We start from the raw sequence: 15,234 nt of genomic DNA, 5'->3' as shown, positions 1-15,234 counted from the left end.
CGTCTTACCTGCGGTGTCCGACCGCGTCGAGGGTCTGACGGATGGCGTTCTTCACGTCATCCGCAGACGGCAGAGCTGCCGTCTCAAGGGGCTTCGCGTATGGCATCGGCACTTCGGCCATTGCCACACGGCGAACAGGTGCGTCGAGGTAGTCGAACGCTCCATCCGAGATGGATGCAGCGACTTCTGCCCCGATTCCGTATGTGAGCCAGTCGTCTTCGAGGACGACGGCCGCGTGCGTCTTCTTCACCGACTCGATGAACGTCTCACGGTCAAGCGGGCGCAGGCTCCGCAGGTCGACGACCTCAATGTCGAGGCCGTCGCTCTCGGCGAGCTGCTCAGCGACCTCGCGAGCCACGTGCGCCATGCGAGAGTAGCCGATCAGCGTCAGGTCCTTGCCCTCGCGCGTGACTTTGGCCTTGCCGATCTCGGCGGGCTCGTCACCGTCTGGAACCTCACCCTTCGTGTTGTAGAGGCCGAGGTTCTCGAGGAACAGCACGGGGTCGTCGTCGCGGATCGCCGCAAGCATCAGAGCCTTGGCATCCGCGGGGCTGCTCGGTGCGACAACCTTCATGCCCGGCACGAACGAATAGTAGAGTTCGATGTTCTGCGAGTGCGTCGCGCCGAGCTGCTGTCCACCGCCACCCGGGGTGCGGATGACCATGGGCACCTTGGCCTGTCCGCCGAACATTCCATAGATCTTCGCGGCGTGGTTGACGATCTGATCGAGCGCAAGGAGCGAGAAGTTGATCGTCATGATCTCGACGACGGGGCGCAGCCCGATCATGGCAGCGCCGATAGCCGCACCCGTGAAGCCTTCTTCGGCGATGGGCGTGTCGCGCACGCGCTTCTCGCCGAACTCCTCGAGCATTCCCGCCGTGATCTTGTACGAGCCCTCGAAGACGCCGATCTCCTCCCCCATGAGAAGGACGTTCTCGTCTCGGAGCATCTCGGACCGCAGGGTGTCATGCAGCGCCTGGCGATAGGTCATGATGCTCATGCGCGGCCTCCGTTCGTGGGGAAGGGCGCCGGTTCGAAGAGCGGCTCGCCCGGCATTCGGCGCGAGTCGTTCGGAACGGGCGTTGCATACGTGTAGTCAAACAGGGTCGAAACGTCGGGGTGCGGGCTGTTCTCGGCGAATTCTGCCGCATCCGCTGCGAGCTTCTTGGCGGCGTCGTCGATCTTCTTGATCTCGTCGTCGTCGAGGATGCCGTCTTCCTTGAGCTTCGCCGCAAAGGTGACGACCGGATCCTTGAGCTTGAGCTCCTCGACTTCCTTCGGGTCGCGGTACTTCGCGGGGTCGACGACGGAGTGACCTTTGAGACGCTCCGTCATGACCTCGAGCAGGAAGGGCTTGCCCTTGCGCGCCGAAGCGACAGCGCGCTTGGCTGCCTCGAAGACGGCGACCGGGTCGAGGCCGTCGACGCGCTCGGAGTCCATCTTGTAGGCGCTTGCGCGCTTGTAGAGCTCGGGCTCCGCTGACGCCTTGTCGACCGTCGTTCCCATGCCGAGCTTGTTGTTGATGATGACGAAAACGCAGGGGAGGTTCCACAAAGCCGCGATGTTCAGCGATTCGTGGAAAGCCCCGATGTTCGTCGTTCCGTCGCCCATCGTGCACATGACGACGTCTTTCTCACCGCGATAGTCGATGCCGAGGGCGACACCCGTGGCGAGCGGAATCTGTCCGCCGACGATGCCGTACCCGCCGAGTAGCCGCTTCTCGACGTCGAACATGTGCATCGACCCGCCCCAGCCCTTCGAGACGCCATCTGTGCGCCCATACAGCTCGGCCATGACGGCGTTGGGTTCGATGTCACGAGCGAGAGCGTAGCCGTGCTCGCGATAGTTCGTGAAGAGGTAGTCGGTCGGTTTGAGAGCCGCCATCAGTCCAACGACTGCGGCTTCTTCGCCAAGGTTCAGGTGACAATATCCTCCGACCAGCGCTTGTGTATAAGCGCGCGACGCCCGCTCCTCAAACCGGCGGATATCCATCATCTGCCGGTAGAAGTCAATGAGCTGCTTCGCGTCCTTCTTCGGGCTGGAAGCGGCTTTCTTGCGGGGCGTTGTGGTCGAGCGTGATGTCGTCTTCCGCGGGGTCCGCGTGGCCATCAAGATCTCCCTTCGGCCTTCTTTGTAAGAGGGCCTCGTGCCAAAAGCAGTCGAAATGAGACTGTCCGGTATCATTATATTGCATCGAGTCGTCGAACGCACCTACTTCGGCGGCCCGACGGACAGGAGCAGTTATGACGGTATCCGATCAGCGCGCGCCAGCGCGCAAGCGAGGCCGCCCGACCGCAGCAGAGCGCGTGCAGCGCAGAACGCAGATCCTCGACGCGGCGCTCGCCATCTTTCTCGAGCACGGTTTCGGCAATACAACAATCGAGCAGCTCGCTCAGGCCGCTCGTGTGAGCAAGCGCACGATTTACAGCTATTTCGGCGACAAGGCGGCCGTGTTCACGGAGATGGTGCAACGTCTGGCCAAGGGTGTCAGCACCGAGCCTCCGCCTGGCGATACTCTCGAGACGCTCGCAATTCGAATCGTCACACGGCTCCACTCGGCGGAGCTCATCGGTCTTCATCAGCTTGTGATCGCGGAATCCTCGCGCTTCCCCGAGCTGGCGATCACACTCCACTCGAACGGCGATCAACGGCACATCTCGCGACTCGCCGAGCATTTGCGCACCGAACGCGGACCCGAAGCCGAGAAGCTCGCTCCGGTTCTGTTCACGCTCCTCCTCGGCCTGCCACACCGCATGCGGCTTCTCGGACTGCTCGATCCCGTGACCAACGCGCAGGCCGAAGATCAAGCACTGACGGCCCTCGACGCGCTGGGGCTGCGCGACTGAGAGTACTGTCAAGGGGTTGTCCGCGCAGCGGAGCTCCTGTGCACTGAGAAGCACAGGACACTCGACGAATGGACGACGATGACCTCACTCTGGCTGGCACAGCACGAACAGCTCGTTGGCGATCCTCTGCCCCGCCGCGCCGCTGGCGCGATCGATGATGTCATCGTCGGCTCGGGACTCACCGGCCTCGTCACTGCCGTGCTCCTGGCGCGTAGCGGGCACCGGGTCGCGGTTCTCGAAGCCAGGTCCTTCTCATCATTGACGACGGGCAACACGACAGCGAAACTCAGCCTGCTGCAGGGCGCGCGGCTTCACACCGTCAGACATCGCACGAGCCGTCGGATTGCCGCAGCCTACCTCGACGCGAACCGCGCCGGGCAGCAATGGCTTCTCGAGTACCTCGATGCCGCGGGCGTGCCCGTTCAATATCGGGATGCTGTCAGCTATGCCACGACCGAAGCGGGCGCTCACACGATCGAGAGCGAGTTGCGGGTCGCGCGGGACCTCGGACTCCCCGTTCGACGCCTCGAGAACCCGGAGCTGCCCTTTGCTACGACCGCCGCGATCGCACTGGCCGACCAGGCGCAATTCGACCCGCTTGATGTCACTCTGGCTCTCGCATCTGAGCTGCGCGCGCTCGGTGGCACGATCCACGAGAATGTCCGCTTGACCGGAGCGCGCGCATCGCGGCCGGTCATCGCGCACACGAATCGCGGAGATCTCACCGCCGATCGACTCGTTCTGGCAACAGGAACGCCCGTTCTCGATCGTGGGTTCTACTTTGCCAAGCTCGAAGCTCACCGCTCATATGCGGCGAGCTACCGCGTGACCGGACCCGTTCCCGATTCCATGTTCTTGAGCGTCGACGCGCCGACGCGATCGCTGCGCAACACTCCGGGCGATGACGGCGAGCTACTCCTCGTCGGCGGCAATGGTCACGGCGTCGGACGGCATCCATCACCCGCGTCGCGCCTCGCCGATCTCGATTCCTGGACGCGACGCTACTGGCCGGACGCCGAACGAACGCACGAGTGGAGCGCTCAGGACTACGAAACCCCACACGGCGTGCCGTTCGTCGGGCACCTGCCACGCGGCCGCGGGCGCATTCTGCTCGCCACCGGCTACGACAAGTGGGGAATGACAAATGCTGTGCAGTGCGGGATCACGCTCGCGGCGACGATTCTCGGCGATCTTCCCGAATGGGCCCGCACGCTGCACACGCGTCTTACGGGCCCCGTCGCGATCGCCCGCGGAATCGGCATGGGCGCGGCCGTGGCTCGTCACTATGTGACGGGTTACAGACGGGCTGCGCGCTCCCTGCCGTCGGCGCCGCCGCGCGAGGGAGGCGGCGAGGTCGGGCGCGTGGGCCTGCGCCCTGTCGCGAGATCGTGCGTCGATGGGAAGCTGGAGGACGTCTCGCCGATCTGCACGCACCTCGGAGCTGTCCTGTCGTGGAACGACCAGGAGGCGACGTGGGACTGCCCCGCCCACGGGTCGCGGTTCACGAACGACGGCCGCCGCATCGAGGGACCTGCATGCCGCGATCTCGCTCGTCGTGCGCCGGGGAACAGCTAGATGACGAACTCGTCCGGGCTTCCGAGTTCTTTCTTCTTCTGCGGCTTCGCCCCATAGGTCGAGTTGATGAGAATCGGCATGTGGTCCGATAGTCCGCGCGGCAGCGTCGCAACGTTGCCGATGTCGAGTCCGATCGACGTGGCAAAGTCGAAATGTCCCCGGAAGAATTTGTAGCGCGTGTAGGTGCGAGCGTCGCTCAGCGTCAGATCGTAACCGCGGTTGCGGACCCGCTGCGTCAATCCGTTCTTGAACACGGGATAGTTGTAATCGCCCACCATGAGAGTGGGGATGCCCGGACCCATCCGGTGAAGCTCCTCGTGCGCCGACCTGATCTGGTTGCGCCGCAGCGAATTCAAAGCGGTCAGAGGGGCGGCGTGAAACGAGGCGACGATGACGTCGCGTCCCTGCTCACGGTCGGTCAGACGCGAGCCGAGCAGACGCTCATGCGCTGGCCTGAGCACGCGATCGTGCATGGACTTCTTCAAGGCAAAAGCCTGAGTGTCCACGGCATCGTAACGATCGTCGCGATAGTAGATCGCGAGACCGAGGCGATTGCGCTGCGTGGAATCGGCGAGACGCAGGTTTCCGACGTTCTCGGGGAGCTCCAGGGTGTCAGCCTCCTGCAGGCAGACTGCATCGGGCTCGTAGCGCTCGATCAGATCGACGAGCTCACCCATCGCACGATGCTTGCGAAGGTTGTAGCTGATCACCTTCATGCTGCCTCCTTCATGCTCACCCTACGCCGACTTCGTGCGCATCGACGCCGGGCTCGCTGGCCCCTCTGGCGGCCAGTCGCGCGAAGACGACTGTCGCAATGGAGGTCGCCAGGTACACAATGCCCAGCGGGTTGCACAGGGCGATCGTCATTTCAACGGCCCACGTTTCACCTGTTGGCGCCATGAGCGACCGAATGCCCTCGTTGGTGATCTCGGGGACGGTCGCGCCGAAAAGCACCCCGCTGCTCGCGGCCAGCACGAAGGCAATGACAGCACGCCGGATGCTGCTGCCGCGCCGCACCGCATTGCGCATCTGCAGAGCCGCGCTGCCGTGCAGAACGAGGCCGATCGGCACAACCGTGAGCGAAAGGACCATGCCGACGCTGCCGGGCCACCCGAGAATCACGCGTCCGAAACCGACCCACACCGCGATGGCGATACTGACGACGATCACGATCACGCAGGACGTCAGGGCAGAACGGCTCGCTGCGGGAGAAACCAGGGTCATAGGGGATGGCTTTCTGATCGGGTCTGCATCAAGTCTGCCCGCTTCACCTGAGAGCCTCACGCATGCGGGGCCAGTGCAGTGCGACGATGGAGACATGTCAGTGCATGTGGTCACCGGTGCCGGATCAGGCATCGGAGCATCCCTCACCAGCCGTCTCCTCGACCGCGGGGACGCCGTCATCGCGGTCGTTCGCGATGCCGGCCGTGCGAGGCAACTGTCGGCAGAACTTCCGGGAATCGCCACGCTTGTCGGCGATCTCGAGAACCCGGGACGTCTCGCATGGGCGCTGTCGAAGCAGACTCTTCCCGAGCGCATCGACTCTCTCGTTCACGCCGCGGGCACCGTCGACCTCGGCGGCGTCGCCGATTTGACCGCTGCGTCGTGGCAGAAGCAGATCGCCGTGAATCTGCTCGCCCCTGCCGAGTTGACACGATTGTTCCTGCCCGTCCTCCGAGTGTCGGCAGCACGCGTCGTCTTCGTCAACTCTGGAGCGGGTCTGCGAGCAAATCCCGAGTGGTCGGCGTACGCGGCATCAAAGCATGGCCTGAAGGCACTCGCCGATTCGCTGCGCGCCGAAGAACATGCGAACGGCGTGCACGTGACGACCGTCTATCCGGGACGCACAGCAACGCCGATGCAGCAGAAAGTGCACCAGCAGGAAGGCGCTGAGTATCACCCCGAGCGGTTCATCGATCCAGACTCTGTGGCACGCAGCATCCTCACCGCCATCGATCTCCCCCGCGACGCCGAGATCACCGACCTCTCAATCCGACCTGGCCGCTAGCCCTCGTTTCTCCGGCGAAAACATCAGAACGGACGTTCATGTCACGGGCCCCCGAGAGGGGTAAGATGGCTTCCAGCAGAAACGAAGCAAGGGGGCATCGTGACAATGCTTGACGCTGACGCGTCCCTGGATCAAACCCGGTACGAGCTCATGGCTGAGAATCGCGAACGCAGAGACATCACGCTCAATCGGCTTTCCGACCATGAATGGCGCGTGATCGATCGCCGCCTCGACGAACATGATGCGCCATCGGTGCTCGGCATTATCGAACAGACCGACGCCGGGTTCACGGTGCTCGAAATCAACGAGCTCGTTGCACAGTGGACCACCGATACCCTCGACGACGCGGTCTCACTGTTTGTGACGGCGGACGAGGACTGACGTCACGCCACACCGATCACGCGAGAACGCGCGAGCGCTGTCCCGTCGGCACCGCGCGCCTCGACCTGCAGGAACGTCGCGCCGGCGGCATCCGGAATCTCCACCGACGTTTCAAAGCCGGCCCGCTCAGCCGTTGCCGCTTCGGTGAGCGACGCCTCATCAGAGCCGGTCAAGAGCGCCCATGACGCGACATCCGTCGCTCCGTTCCAGCTCATGAACGCTGTCTTTGTGCCATCCACGTCGATCGCGGCGACATCGGGCTCCGTCGTCGGGCTCGCGGCCCACTCGCAGCGGTAGACCCGATACGAGCCCGAGCCGATCTCCGTGAACCCGAAGATCGGCTCGCCGTCGGCGTCGAACTCGGTGGCTGCCGGCGCGCTTCCCCAGCCCACCATGACGTGCCCGTCGTCCAGGACCTGCGTGTTGCCCATGGCGTAGCCCTCGTAGTCGCCGTATCGGTAGGCGGTGTCGAGTTCTGCGGTCATCGCCGACTCGTCAACGCGCAGCACGAGACCCGCCGAAACCGCGTCGTCCCCTTTGACACCGGCGTTGTCGAACAGGCTGATGGTTCCGTCTGGCTGCCGGCGCGCGTCGTGCTGCCATGAGAAGTTGGTGCCCTCCCCCATCGCGAAATCGCTCTTCTCGCCGCCGAGACGCCAGAGCAGCTCACCCGACGATCGATCGATCGCGTAGATGGCGCACGTGTGGCGACACGAGACGAGCAGACGATCCCCGTCGTCCTCGACGGAGTTGACGTGAATCGGGTCGAACACGTTCTCGGGCGATGATCCTGCGGAGTCGTCGTCGCCGATGCGTTTTAGGCTCTCGTCAAGCGCGATGTCGTCGAGGATGTTCCAGTCGAGAAGGATCTCTCCCGATGCGATGTCGATCTCTTGCACGCGGCACGCGTACAGATAGCCATTGGTGGGACCGCCCACGGACGACAGGTCGGCTCTCATCACCGGATAGGTGGTGACGAGCGCGGTGTCGCGGTCGGTGAGATGGAATTCATGAAGGTCGGGAATCGCACCGCGTCCGCCGTGCACCGCCGCCACCTCGCGGTAGCTCGTGTCGAGAATCATGCCGCTGCCGTGCCCGTTTCCGCTATCGACACGTCCGGCCCAGTACGTGAGAACGGGCTTTCCCTTGTAGGACTGCACCCTGACATCTGTGGAGTCGATTCCATTGGGCGAGATCCACACTGGTTCGCCGTCGTTGTCGAGGATGCCTGCGGTGAAGATCGAATCGCGTGGACTGAGAAACACGTATCCCGGGCTCGGCTTCGCGCCGTCAGCGGCCCAGGCCTTCACAACGGGAATGGTGAGTGCGGTGCTGACGAATCGGCGGATCTCCACCTCGTCTTCATCATCGGCGGGCTCGGTCGGCTCTTTCGTCTCCTCGGCCGTGCCACCGGACGCGAGCTGCATTCCGCCCCAGGTCGCTCCGGCCCCGACGATCGCGCCGCCGACGGCCGCCAGCGAGACGGTCACGAATCCTCGTCGTCGAATTGTCGGTTCTTCGTGATCGTCGGTCGAACTCATGAGGAGACGCTATCACCATCCTCGTAGACTTCTCGGGTGATGCACTGTGCCTATTTTGACGCTGGAGCGTGCCGATCTTGCTCGCTCATGGGCAGCGAGTACGCATCGCAGGTCTCCGAAAAGGAGCACCATTGCCGATCGCTGCTCTCCGCCTATCCTGACGTGCAATGGCTTGAGCCTGTCACGAGCGTTGAGAGCGAGTTTCGCAACAAGGCGAAGATGGTCGTCGGCGGCAGCATCCACGCTCCAACGCTCGGAATTCTCGCTCGCGATCGGTCGGGAGTCGATCTGCGCGAGTGCGGAGTGCTTCAGCCGGGCATTCGTGCGGCGCTTCCCGCGGTGTCACGGTTCATCACGGCCGCCCGCGTCGCTCCATACGATGTCGCTGCCCGCCACGGAGAACTCAAGTACGTTCTGCTCACGGAGTCGGCGTCCGGCGGTCTCATGCTGCGATTCGTCTTAAGATCCCGCGAAGCCGTCAGTCGTATTCGCAAGCATCTTCCCGATCTACAGCGCGCACTCCCCCGCCTTGAGGTGTGCTCCATCAATCTGCAGCCGGAGCACAAGGCAGTGATCGAAGGCGAGCACGAGATTGCGCTCACGTCTGCGCGAAGTCTCATGATGCCCGTGGGCGATATCGCCCTTCGCCTTGGCGCGAGGAGCTTCTTCCAGACGAACACCGCCGTCGCGGAGCGGATGTACGCTCAGGCACGCGAATGGTGCGACGCGGCGGCTCCTCGTTCGGTCTGGGACCTCTATTGCGGCGTCGGTGGATTCGCTCTCCACCTCGCCGATGGTTCACGCGATGTGATGGGCATCGAGGTGAGCGCTGAAGCAATCGAGAGTGCGCGCACCAGCGCGCGAGACGCCGCTCTCGAGAACGTGCGGTTCACGGCCACAGACGCGGCGGATTTCGCGGTCGACCAGCTGAGCGAGCAGTCGCCGGATCTCGTCGTCGTGAACCCGCCGCGACGCGGTATCGGAACCGAGCTCGCCCGAGCGCTTGAGCGCAGCACCGTGCGCACGGTCATCTATTCCAGCTGCAACGCCGTCTCGCTTGCAAAAGATCTGCAAGCCATGCCATCGCTCGTGCCGAAGCAGGCGCGCGTGCTCGACATGTTTCCGCAAACGCGCCACTACGAGACCATGGTGCTCCTTCAGCGCCGCTGAGCGGACGCGGTGCGATGCCACAGTCCACTCGCTCGCAGGATGGCAAGCACCGGGGTGTGTGTGACAAACTCGATGGTGCTCGTTGTCCGTGATGGAGCCTCTCGCTCCGGACGCATCCGGCAGCGCGTTCCGCTTTCGTTCAGTAAGGTGACGACCCATGACCGATTCCTCTGCCTCGACTCCCAACGATCAGCGTGGTGACGAGTTCTTCGAGAACTTCATTCAGGCGCGCCCCGACGAGCAGCCGACGTTCACCGTCGCGTTCCGCGGATACGACAAGGACGAGGTGCACGCGGCGATCGGCGATCTTGCGGGACGGCTGCAGCGTGCGACGAAAGCGCTCGATGAGGCGCTCATTCGGCATCGCGATGAACTCGATCAGGCGCGTTCGGAGAACTCGACAGAATCGACCGAGCTCGAAGAAGAGCTCGCTGCCGCGCAGGCTCGAGCCGCCGACGCTGAAAAGCAGGTTCAGACACTGAGCGCCGAGCTGCGTGATCGGCCCGAGGCCGAGAGCGATGAAGAAGACGAAGGGCAGTCGCGTCAGCAGTTCGAGGCGGTTCTGAAAGTTGCCGAAGAACAAGCGAACGCCATCATCCAGAACGCGACGGTTCAGGCGGAACGTCTGCTGTCCGCCGCGCGGGATCAAGAGAACTCACGTCGTGCCGAGCTTGACTCAGATGTCGCGCGCATCAGGGAACAAGCAGAACACGACGCCGATCAGGTGCGGCTCAAGATGGACACCGAGTACACCGCGCACGAGGCTCGCATTGAGCGCGAACAAGCGCACGCCGACGAAAAAGTCGCGCAGGCCGAGCGCGAGGCTGCAACGATCCGCACCGAAGCCGAGAAGGGCGCGGCGTCGCTCCGGGCACTCGTTACGCGCGAGACGACGGAGCAGCGTTCAGAAGCCGAACGCGAGGTGCGCGAAATGAACGCTCGCGTTCTGGAGTTCGAGGAGACACTCACCCGACGCCAGGATGACGCGCAGCAGGAGTTCCTCGTGCTGCACAACCAGGCCGTGGCGCACGCCGAGCGGATCACGTCAGACGCAAACGAACAGGTCGAATCGTCGCTCGAGCACGCGCAGCGCATCTCGAGCCGCGCCGACGACTACGAAAAGCTCATGCGCGCTCAAGCTTCGCAGATCGACGCCGACGCGCAGGTTCACGCTCGCGAGGTGCTGGAACGCGCGCAGGTGAAGGCGAAGAAGATCGTCGACACGGTCATCGAGCATTCCACGACAGTGCTGCGCGACGCAGAAGACCGCACGCGCGAATTGCGCTGGCAGCAGCAGCAGCTCACGAGCTTCATGGCCGAGGTTCGTGAGATGATCCGTCCTGAGGGCGGCGCGGCGGCGGGCGCTGCGCTGGGAATCCAGACAGCAACGGATGCTGCGGGCGCCGGTGACGCCGAAGACGGTGATGATCCCGCCGACTTCGCGAAGGGGTTCGTCGCTGAGACGCTGCCGGAGGCGCCGCTTGAGCCCGAGAACGAGGATGCTGTCGAGGACTGACCGCAGTCACCGACAACCACCGGAGGTCGCGCGTATACCGCCTCGTGCATGGAGCGCGGGGTAGCATCGGGCAAGCGATCGGCAACCGCCTTTGGCTCCAACAAGCCGCACTGCGGCGCGTCGATCGGCAGGTGCGTTCATCGCTACGTCGTCCCTCACCAGCTACCCTTCATCAACACTCGGCCCTGTTCGGCAGACCTACGCGGGAACCGACTCTTTTCCGCCCATCGCGCGAGCGTACAAAGAGGTGTCTCAGGTCGCACGCGAGACCGGACTTCTGCGCCGGGCTCCGTGGTTCTACGCAATTGTCGGCGCCGCGATCGCCGTTGCCTTCGGCGGCGCGGTCACGGGATTCATTCTGCTCGGCGACAGCTGGTTTCAGCTGCTCATCGCCGGCGCTCTGGGCATCTTGTTCACACAGGTTGCCTTCCTCGCCCATGAGGCGGCCCACCGCGTGATCTTGAAAACGGGCCCGGCCAACGACCGCTTGGCGCGCGTTCTCGCCGGGCTCGTCGGCATGAGCTACTCGTGGTGGGACTCCAAGCACTCACGCCATCATGCCAATCCCAACAAGGTCGGCAAAGACCCCGACATCGAGGTCGACACGATCTCCTTCCTCGACGAGGATGCCGCCGAGGCGCGGGGGCTTCGCCGCCTTATCACCCGCAAGCAGGGTTGGCTCTTCTTTCCCCTGCTCACGCTCGAGGGACTGAACCTTCATTACCTCAGCGTGAAGCATCTCCTCTCGCGACAGCCGGTCAAAGGCCGCTGGCTCGAACTCGCGCTCATGACCGCACGATTCGCGTTGTACCTCACCCCGATCTTCCTTCTGCTGCCTGTCGGCATGGCCTTCGCCTTCCTTGGCGTTCAGCTTGCCGTGTTCGGCGTCTACATGGGCGCCGCTTTCGCTCCCAATCACAAGGGAATGCCCGTCATCGCTCCCACCGCGAAGCTCGACTTCTTCTCTAAGCAGGTGCGCACCTCGCGCAACATCTCAGGCGGATGGTGGGCGACGTGGCTGCTGGGCGGCCTGAATTACCAGGTTGAGCATCACCTCTTTCCGAGCATGGCTCGACCGCACCTGTCGAAAGCACGCGCGATCGTGCGGACCCAGTGTGATGCGCTCGGCGTTCCCTATACGGAGACGACGCTCTGGCGCTCGTACGGCATCGTCATCGGCTATCTCAACCGCGTCGGACTCGCCGCGCGAGACCCGTTCGACTGCCCCGTCTCGGCTCAGTATCGGCGAGGCTGACCAGCCCTACGAGAGGGGAATGCGCCGCAGCATCCGTACTTCAATTCTCCTGGGGGCCTGGGCGCGACACGGAGGTGTCATCGCTCCCAGGCTGAGCATTCGGATCAGAGAACGAAGATCGGCAGCAGCCCCGGGTTGTGCGCATGGACCAGCACGGCGAAGACCACGGCGTCGAACAGCAGATGCACCGTGACCACGTACGCTAGCGAGTGCGTGCGAACGAAGATGAGACCCTGCAGCAGGGCGAACGGAATCGTCAGGACGGGCCCCCATTCACGGTAGCCGAGCTCCCAGAGAAATGAGACGAAGACAATCGTCTGCAGCAGATTGGCCAGGAGGGTGGGAAAGTGCCTGCGCAGAAGCGTGAAGACGGTGCAGATGAAAAACAGCTCGTCCCAGATGCCGACGGCGCCGACACCGATGAAGAGCCGGACAATGAGGTTGGGCGTGTCGACAACGGGCCAGTTCAGATAGACGCCACTCGTGATGAAGTAGAACGGCAGAATCAACCAACCGAGCACGAGCACCGCGACGAGCCACCCCCACTGCAGACGCCCCCAGCGCTTTCCGGAGCGCCAGGGAAACCGAATCGCGTGGTCGCGAAAGACAAATCGTGAGACGAGATACGGAACGAGAACGGCTCCACCCAGCGCGACGGTGAAGCGTAGCATCCCGAGATTGTCGAGCTCTGCCGCAAGCGGAATCGAGCTGACGATGAGCATGCCCGCCGCAATGAGGCTGAGGTCACGTGCGAGTGAGGGGCCGGATGCTGTCGCCCGACCGCGCTCGATCGCGATCGCTCCTCCGACGCCAGCTACGACGAGCACCCAACCAATCCAGGCGACCTGCAGCACGAAGAACGCCGGTGCCGCAGCACAGACGAGAGCAGCGGGAACGATCGCCAAGCGAGCGTCTCTGGATGCTGCCACGGCCATTGCTCCAGCCTATCTGTGGGCGACACGCTCGTCGTCAGCTCAGGCGTCGCCTCGCCATACCCTCCGTTGCCCGCGTTTCCGGGGTATACAAGAACTCTTGTGCAGTTTGCCTCGCGCTCATAGCGTGGAACGCATGGAACAGATCGAGACAATCACTGCGATTCATCATCCCGTTCGCCGGCGGATCGTCGATTACCTGTTCCTGCACGGGAAGACTCAGGTCGGGACCCTGGCGCGCGCGCTGACGCAGCAGGTCGGCAGCATCAGCCACCATCTGCGCATGCTGGAGCGCGCCTCCGTTGTCACGCGCGTCGACGCTCCCGACGGCGACAAGAGATCGAGCTGGTGGCAGCTTGCTCGCGAGAAGTTCACATGGTCAAGCGACGACTTTGCCGAGAGACCCTCCGACCTCATGCTCGCCCGCGAGGCAGAGAGACTCAACGTCGCAGCCCAGCTGCGACGACTGGAGGCCTGGAAGAAGTCGGCCCACCAGCATCCGGAATGGGACGGGTTCACGACAGACGCACTTGCGTGGGCGACGCCCGCTGAACTGGGCGAGCTCTCTGAGGCGCTGAGCGCCACTCTCGATCGGTGGAGATCGAGCATTGATTCGCACGATGGCCAGAAGCGCAGCCCTGTCTTCTTCTTTGCGCACGGCTTCCCCACGACCCCGTAGCTCCCGCACAGCGCCTTGCTTCAGAGGACACCCATGTCTCAATCAGAACCGCAGCTTCTGCGGGAACCGCCCGCATTCCGCCGCGACGTCGCCGTCCACGCGTGGATCGGGGTCAAAGCCCTGTCAGATGCAGGCGATGCACTGTGGACAATCGCGCTCGCCTGGACAGCTGTGCAGATCACGACCCCGGCGGTCGCGGGCGTCGTCGTCGCGGCCGGGACCGTTCCCCGCGCGGTCATTCTCTTGTTCGGCGGAGCCGTTGCCGACCGCGCGAACCCTCGCCACGTGATGCTCGTGTTCAATGTCATCCGCATCGCCGTACTTGTCGGTGTCGCACTCTGGGTCCTTGCCACACCACCGACGGTTACGGTCCTCCTCGCCGCGGCAGTTGCCTTCGGCATCTGCGACGCGTTCTATGAGCCGTCAGCTGGCACAATAGCCCGGCAGCTGGTCCGGGTCAACGACCTGCCGTCCTACTCCGCTGTCATGCAGACGGCGACGCGGCTCGGCACCATGGGCGGTGCGGCGATCGGCGGATTTCTGGTGGCGCAGGCCGGCATGCTCGGCAGCGCGAGTGCCAACGCCGTGACTTTCGCTTTCGTCGTTGCGTTCATTGCACTGTGGTTACGCCCCCGGTTTGTTCTCCCCCGCGCACACAAAGAGTCGCCGATTCGCCAGATCGCGCGAGGCTTCGCGCACCTCAAGGATGCTGCCACGACACGCACTCTCGTCATTGCCCTCTCGGGGCTCAATCTCGCCGTTGGACCAGCCATGGCGATCGGAATCGCCCTGAGAGCCGCCGAGCAGGGCTGGGGCGCTGGCGCGGTGGGAATCTTCGAAGCACTCGTCGGCGCGGGAGCGGCGATTGGCGCCGCATCCGTTGCCAAATGGCGGCCCCGTCGCGAAGCGCACGCGGGTTTCTGGGCTCTTGTCGTTCAGGGCATCGCCATCATCTGTCTGGGAGTGGGCCCTGCGTGGCTCGTCGCGGCGGGCACGTTCACGATCGGACTGAGCGCAGGCTACGCATCGGTGCTGCTGAGCGCCACGTTTGCAGCAACCGTAGACACGTTGTTTCTCGGTCGCATGAGCGCGCTCACGAGGCTCGGCGACGACTGTCTCATGCCGTTGGCGATGGCCGGCTTCGGTGCGCTTGCCTCCGTGACCGCGCTCTGGGTGCCCTTCGCCCTGTACGGAGCTGGACTCGTCGTGCTCATGATCTTTCCGCTGCACAACACAGTGCTGCGCACGTTGACGCTGTGCCCTGCTGAACCCGCACAGTCCTCGCCAGCGCAGACGTCCTCAGAAGAGTCGCCGCGATAGTCACGGCGCCA

15 protein-coding genes are annotated in these 15,234 nt (G+C 63.9%); 9 read left to right on the top strand and 6 right to left on the bottom strand.

What is annotated here, in order from left to right; all coding sequences use genetic code 11:
- Window positions 1-4 precede the first annotated feature (4 nt).
- Together ATJ78_RS10215 and pdhA are read right to left on the bottom strand one after the other, a co-directional pair.
- On the bottom strand, window positions 5-1,000 hold the full coding sequence (locus ATJ78_RS10215; protein ID WP_098407493.1) for an alpha-ketoacid dehydrogenase subunit beta: 996 nt from the start codon (window positions 998-1,000) through the stop codon (window positions 5-7).
- The gene (gene pdhA / locus ATJ78_RS10210) at window positions 997-2,109 is read right to left on the bottom strand and encodes a pyruvate dehydrogenase (acetyl-transferring) E1 component subunit alpha (RefSeq protein WP_098407492.1); all 1,113 of its coding nucleotides are present in this window, start codon (window positions 2,107-2,109) and stop codon (window positions 997-999) included. Before pdhA ends, ATJ78_RS10215 begins: the two co-directional genes overlap by 4 nt.
- A 134-nt stretch (window positions 2,110-2,243) precedes the next feature.
- Here pdhA and ATJ78_RS10205 point away from each other — a divergent pair, with 134 nt between their 5' ends.
- Window positions 2,244-2,846, top strand: a complete 603-nt coding sequence (locus ATJ78_RS10205; RefSeq protein WP_098407491.1) for a TetR/AcrR family transcriptional regulator — start codon at window positions 2,244-2,246, stop codon at window positions 2,844-2,846.
- Between the two features lie 78 nt (window positions 2,847-2,924).
- On the top strand, window positions 2,925-4,421 hold the full coding sequence (locus ATJ78_RS10200; RefSeq protein WP_098407490.1) for an FAD-dependent oxidoreductase: 1,497 nt from the start codon (window positions 2,925-2,927) through the stop codon (window positions 4,419-4,421).
- Here the strand turns inward: ATJ78_RS10200 and ATJ78_RS10195 are convergent.
- The gene (locus ATJ78_RS10195; protein WP_098407489.1) at window positions 4,418-5,137 is read right to left on the bottom strand and encodes an endonuclease/exonuclease/phosphatase family protein; all 720 of its coding nucleotides are present in this window, start codon (window positions 5,135-5,137) and stop codon (window positions 4,418-4,420) included. The genes ATJ78_RS10200 and ATJ78_RS10195 overlap by 4 nt on opposite strands.
- Before the next feature lie 16 nt (window positions 5,138-5,153).
- Complete coding sequence (locus tag ATJ78_RS10190) at window positions 5,154-5,645, bottom strand: hypothetical protein (RefSeq protein ID WP_098407488.1); 492 nt, start codon at window positions 5,643-5,645, stop codon at window positions 5,154-5,156.
- Window positions 5,646-5,739: 94 nt separating this feature from the next.
- On the opposite strand from ATJ78_RS10190, the gene ATJ78_RS10185 reads away from it, so the two are divergent.
- Complete coding sequence (locus ATJ78_RS10185) at window positions 5,740-6,429, top strand: SDR family oxidoreductase (RefSeq protein ID WP_098407487.1); 690 nt, start codon at window positions 5,740-5,742, stop codon at window positions 6,427-6,429.
- Window positions 6,430-6,528: 99 nt separating this feature from the next.
- Window positions 6,529-6,810 (top strand): hypothetical protein, encoded by a 282-nt coding sequence (locus tag ATJ78_RS10180; protein ID WP_143741403.1) that lies wholly within the window; start codon window positions 6,529-6,531, stop codon window positions 6,808-6,810.
- Between the two features lie 2 nt (window positions 6,811-6,812).
- On the opposite strand, the gene ATJ78_RS10175 is transcribed toward ATJ78_RS10180, so the two are convergent.
- Complete coding sequence (locus tag ATJ78_RS10175; RefSeq protein WP_098407485.1) at window positions 6,813-8,351, bottom strand: arylsulfotransferase family protein; 1,539 nt, start codon at window positions 8,349-8,351, stop codon at window positions 6,813-6,815.
- A gap of 39 nt (window positions 8,352-8,390) precedes the next feature.
- Here ATJ78_RS10175 and rlmC point away from each other — a divergent pair, with 39 nt between their 5' ends.
- From rlmC to ATJ78_RS10160, 3 genes are all read left to right on the top strand, one after another.
- Complete coding sequence (gene rlmC / locus ATJ78_RS10170; protein ID WP_098407484.1) at window positions 8,391-9,521, top strand: 23S rRNA (uracil(747)-C(5))-methyltransferase RlmC; 1,131 nt, start codon at window positions 8,391-8,393, stop codon at window positions 9,519-9,521.
- A gap of 157 nt (window positions 9,522-9,678) precedes the next feature.
- The gene (locus tag ATJ78_RS10165) at window positions 9,679-11,037 is read left to right on the top strand and encodes a coiled-coil domain-containing protein (protein ID WP_098407483.1); all 1,359 of its coding nucleotides are present in this window, start codon (window positions 9,679-9,681) and stop codon (window positions 11,035-11,037) included.
- A 139-nt stretch (window positions 11,038-11,176) separates the two neighbouring features.
- Window positions 11,177-12,292, top strand: a complete 1,116-nt coding sequence (locus ATJ78_RS10160) for a fatty acid desaturase family protein (RefSeq protein ID WP_245836398.1) — start codon at window positions 11,177-11,179, stop codon at window positions 12,290-12,292.
- A 104-nt stretch (window positions 12,293-12,396) separates the two neighbouring features.
- On the opposite strand, the gene ATJ78_RS10155 is transcribed toward ATJ78_RS10160, so the two are convergent.
- A complete protein-coding gene (locus tag ATJ78_RS10155) occupies window positions 12,397-13,227 on the bottom strand; it encodes a CPBP family intramembrane glutamic endopeptidase (protein WP_098407481.1) in 831 nt (276 codons plus the stop codon).
- A gap of 133 nt (window positions 13,228-13,360) precedes the next feature.
- On the opposite strand from ATJ78_RS10155, the gene ATJ78_RS10150 reads away from it, so the two are divergent.
- Complete coding sequence (locus tag ATJ78_RS10150) at window positions 13,361-13,903, top strand: winged helix-turn-helix domain-containing protein (RefSeq protein WP_098407480.1); 543 nt, start codon at window positions 13,361-13,363, stop codon at window positions 13,901-13,903.
- Window positions 13,904-13,936: 33 nt separating this feature from the next.
- Complete coding sequence (locus ATJ78_RS10145; RefSeq protein ID WP_098407479.1) at window positions 13,937-15,223, top strand: MFS transporter; 1,287 nt, start codon at window positions 13,937-13,939, stop codon at window positions 15,221-15,223.
- Window positions 15,224-15,234 lie beyond the last annotated feature (11 nt).

Source organism: Paramicrobacterium agarici (assembly GCF_002563955.1).
GTDB lineage: Bacteria > Actinomycetota > Actinomycetes > Actinomycetales > Microbacteriaceae > Paramicrobacterium > Paramicrobacterium agarici.
This window is presented reverse-complemented; position numbering and strand designations above follow the sequence as displayed.

Coding starts and splice junctions, on each gene's coding strand:
- rlmC (WP_098407484.1), top strand. CDS start 8,391: ATGCACTGTGCCTATTTTGACGCTGGAGCGTGCCGATCTTGCTCGCTC.
- pdhA (WP_098407492.1), bottom strand. CDS start 2,109: ATGGCCACGCGGACCCCGCGGAAGACGACATCACGCTCGACCACAACG.
- ATJ78_RS10200 (WP_098407490.1), top strand. CDS start 2,925: ATGACCTCACTCTGGCTGGCACAGCACGAACAGCTCGTTGGCGATCCT.
- ATJ78_RS10150 (WP_098407480.1), top strand. CDS start 13,361: ATGGAACAGATCGAGACAATCACTGCGATTCATCATCCCGTTCGCCGG.
- ATJ78_RS10190 (WP_098407488.1), bottom strand. CDS start 5,645: ATGACCCTGGTTTCTCCCGCAGCGAGCCGTTCTGCCCTGACGTCCTGC.
- ATJ78_RS10165 (WP_098407483.1), top strand. CDS start 9,679: ATGACCGATTCCTCTGCCTCGACTCCCAACGATCAGCGTGGTGACGAG.
- ATJ78_RS10185 (WP_098407487.1), top strand. CDS start 5,740: ATGTCAGTGCATGTGGTCACCGGTGCCGGATCAGGCATCGGAGCATCC.
- ATJ78_RS10215 (WP_098407493.1), bottom strand. CDS start 1,000: ATGAGCATCATGACCTATCGCCAGGCGCTGCATGACACCCTGCGGTCC.
- ATJ78_RS10175 (WP_098407485.1), bottom strand. CDS start 8,351: ATGAGTTCGACCGACGATCACGAAGAACCGACAATTCGACGACGAGGA.
- ATJ78_RS10145 (WP_098407479.1), top strand. CDS start 13,937: ATGTCTCAATCAGAACCGCAGCTTCTGCGGGAACCGCCCGCATTCCGC.
- ATJ78_RS10155 (WP_098407481.1), bottom strand. CDS start 13,227: ATGGCCGTGGCAGCATCCAGAGACGCTCGCTTGGCGATCGTTCCCGCT.
- ATJ78_RS10205 (WP_098407491.1), top strand. CDS start 2,244: ATGACGGTATCCGATCAGCGCGCGCCAGCGCGCAAGCGAGGCCGCCCG.
- ATJ78_RS10195 (WP_098407489.1), bottom strand. CDS start 5,137: ATGAAGGTGATCAGCTACAACCTTCGCAAGCATCGTGCGATGGGTGAG.